Here is a 2,585-nt window from a genome sequence, read left to right on the forward strand (position 1 = left end):
GGAGCTGGGCCCGAAGGAGGTCGGCGAGCGGGCGGCCAGGCTGCGGGACGCGCTGCGCGAGGAGCTGTCGGCCTGAGCCGGGCGGACGGGGCGCGAGAGAAGGGATTTGCCTCGGCGGCCGTGGGTCCCGTAGTGTCGTGTTCACCGACGCGGGGTGGAGCAGCTCGGTAGCTCGCTGGGCTCATAACCCAGAGGTCGCAGGTTCAAATCCTGTCCCCGCTACTGAAGGCCGAGGGCCGGAATCCGAATGGATTCCGGCCCTCGGTCGTGTGCGGGTGGCTTCGTTCGTCAGGCGGCGGCGCACTCCGGGCACAGGCCCCGGTAGGTCACCTCGACGTCGGAGACGGCGAAGCCGAAGCGCTCGGTGTCGGGAAGGTCGGTGAGCGGGTCGCCGGTCGGGTGCACGTCGCGGATCGCGCCGCAGCGGGAGCAGACCAGGTGATGGTGCGGGTGGTGCGCGTTCGGGTCGTACCGCTTGGCGCGGTGGTCCGTGCTGACCTCCAGCACCTCGCCGAGCGAGACCAGCTCGCCCAGGGTGTTGTAGACGGTCGCGCGGGAGATCTCCGGCAGCTTCGCCACGGCGCGCGCGTGAACCTCGTCGGCCGTGAGGTGGACGTGCTCGCCGTCCAGTACCTCGGCCACCACTCGGCGCTGCGAGGTCAGCCGCCATCCGCGTCCACGCAGCCGGTCCAGAAGGTCACTCATGGCAGCCAGCGTAACAGCAGGCCGACCAGATCCCGAACAGGTGTGACTTTGGAATCCCAGCAAGGTTGGACACAGTCCAACCTTGCTGGAGGGGTTCAGAGGACCGGTTCGGGGGCGCGGGCGGGGGCCCAGCAGCGGATGATGTCGCGGACCGAGACGATGCCCGCGGGCTCGCCCCGGTCCAGCACGACCAGGTGCCGGAAGCCGCCGTGCGTCATGGCGCTCGCGGCCTCGCGCAGGGTCCAGGCGGGGGCGGCGAAGACCACGGACGTGGTGGTGTGGGCCTGGGCGGACTCGGCGTCCGGGTCCTGGCCGAGACCGACGGAGTTGAGGATGTCCCGCTCGGTGAGGATGCCGATGCCGCCCGCGTCCGGGTCGAGCACCACGGCGGCGCCGACCCGGCGGGCGGACATCAGGGCGGCGGCCTGGCGGAGGGTGTGGGCGGGGCCGATGGTGAGGACCACCGTGCTCATGGCGTCTCGGACGAGCGTGGGGGGTGATGCGGGGGCGGGAACGAGCATGGGCTTCAGCCACCTCCTGCGGAACCCGTGCCGCACAAGCACGGATTCACGAATTCACAAGTGAGGGAGGCTTCAGCGTGACAGGTAAAAGGGAGGTCAACAAGAGGGCGCGCGCAGCCCGTTGAGGGCGCGCGGTGCCGGCGGGTGCGCTTCAGTCGCCGAGGCGTTCCAGCAGTGCGTCGTGCAGCACGCCGTTGGAGGCGGCCGCGTTGCCGCTGTGCGGGCCCGGACGGCCGTCGAGACCGGTGAAGGTGCCGCCCGCCTCGGTGACGATGATCGCGTTGGCCGCCATGTCCCACAGCGACAGTTCCGGCTCCGCGCACATGTCCACCGAGCCCTCCGCCACCATCATGTAGGGCCAGAAGTCGCCGTACGCGCGCGTGCGCCACACCTCGCGGGACAGCTCCAGGAAGCCGTCGAGCCGACCGCGTTCCTCCCAGCCGGTGAGCGAGGAGTAGGCGAAGGAGGCGTCGGCCAGGTCGCTCACCCCGGAGGCGTGGATACGGTTCGCCGAGGTCAGGCTGCGTCCGGTGAAGGCGCCGTGGTCCTTCGCGGCCCACCAGCGGCGGCCCAGCGCGGGCGCCGAGACCAGGCCCACGACCGGGTGGAACCCGCCCGGACCCGCCTCCATCAGTGAGATCAGGGTCGCCCACACCGGGACCCCGCGCACGTAGTTCTTGGTGCCGTCGATCGGGTCGATCACCCAGCGGCGCGGGCCCGAGCCCTCGGCGCCGTACTCCTCGCCGAGGACCGAGTCGCGGGGGCGGGCGCGCTGGAGGTGGTTGCGGATCAGCTCCTCGGCGGCCTTGTCCGCCTCGCTGACCGGCGTCATGTCCGGTTTCGTCTCGACCTTCAGGTCGAGGGCCTTGAAGCGCTCCATGGTGGTCGCGTCGGCGGCGTCGGCGAGGACATGGGCGAGGCGCAGATCGTCGAGATAGTCCGGCATGTGACGACCGTATCGGCCGCCGGTGTCCGGAAGCCACCAGGGGGAGCGCGGGCGCGGCGTACGGCGCACCGGCCGAACCGCGCCCCCGGTACGCCCCCGGACCCTTGACAGCGCCGGTGGGCAAGTCAAATCTAAGCGCCACAGCTCGCCCCAGGGAGGCGAAGATGCCCGCAGCCCGCGAATCGCTGCTGGACGCCGCAGGCAGAGCACTCGCCCAGCGGCCGTGGTCGACGGTACGGATGGTCGACGTGGCGGCGGCCGCCGGAGTGTCCCGGCAGACGCTCTACAACGAGTTCGGCGGCAAGGACGGCCTGGCCCGGGCCCTGATGCGGCGCGAGGCCGACGGCTACCTCGCCGGCGTGGACCGCGCCCTCGCCGCCCACGCCGGCCCCCGCGACCGGCTCGCCGCCATC

The 2,585-nt window shown here is 71.8% G+C and carries 4 protein-coding genes and 1 tRNA gene; 2 read left to right on the forward strand and 3 right to left on the reverse strand.

The window, feature by feature from the left end; genetic code table 11:
* Nucleotides 1-148: 148 nt before the first annotated feature.
* Nucleotides 149-222: transfer RNA gene (locus tag GT030_RS35110), tRNA-Met, on the forward strand.
* Nucleotides 223-288: 66 nt separating this feature from the next.
* On the opposite strand, the gene GT030_RS35115 is transcribed toward GT030_RS35110, so the two are convergent.
* The 3 genes from GT030_RS35115 to hisN all read right to left on the reverse strand — a co-directional run bounded on the left by GT030_RS35115 (nucleotide 289) and on the right by hisN (nucleotide 2,172).
* The gene (locus tag GT030_RS35115) at nucleotides 289-705 is read right to left on the reverse strand and encodes a transcriptional repressor (protein ID WP_135789712.1); all 417 of its coding nucleotides are present in this window, start codon (nucleotides 703-705) and stop codon (nucleotides 289-291) included.
* Between the two features lie 95 nt (nucleotides 706-800).
* The gene (locus GT030_RS35120) at nucleotides 801-1,178 is read right to left on the reverse strand and encodes a CBS domain-containing protein (RefSeq protein WP_237523042.1); all 378 of its coding nucleotides are present in this window, start codon (nucleotides 1,176-1,178) and stop codon (nucleotides 801-803) included.
* Nucleotides 1,179-1,377: 199 nt separating this feature from the next.
* Nucleotides 1,378-2,172, reverse strand: coding sequence for a histidinol-phosphatase (gene hisN / locus GT030_RS35125; protein WP_161204531.1), 795 nt, complete (start codon nucleotides 2,170-2,172; stop codon nucleotides 1,378-1,380).
* 164 nt (nucleotides 2,173-2,336) lie between these two features.
* Between hisN and GT030_RS35130 the strand changes: the two genes are divergently transcribed.
* Nucleotides 2,337-2,585, forward strand: a 249-nt coding sequence (locus tag GT030_RS35130; protein WP_161204532.1) for a helix-turn-helix domain-containing protein, incomplete at its 3' end; no start/stop codon positions are given.

The organism is Streptomyces sp. SID1328, from assembly GCF_009865595.1.
Classification (GTDB): domain Bacteria; phylum Actinomycetota; class Actinomycetes; order Streptomycetales; family Streptomycetaceae; genus Streptomyces; species Streptomyces griseoluteus.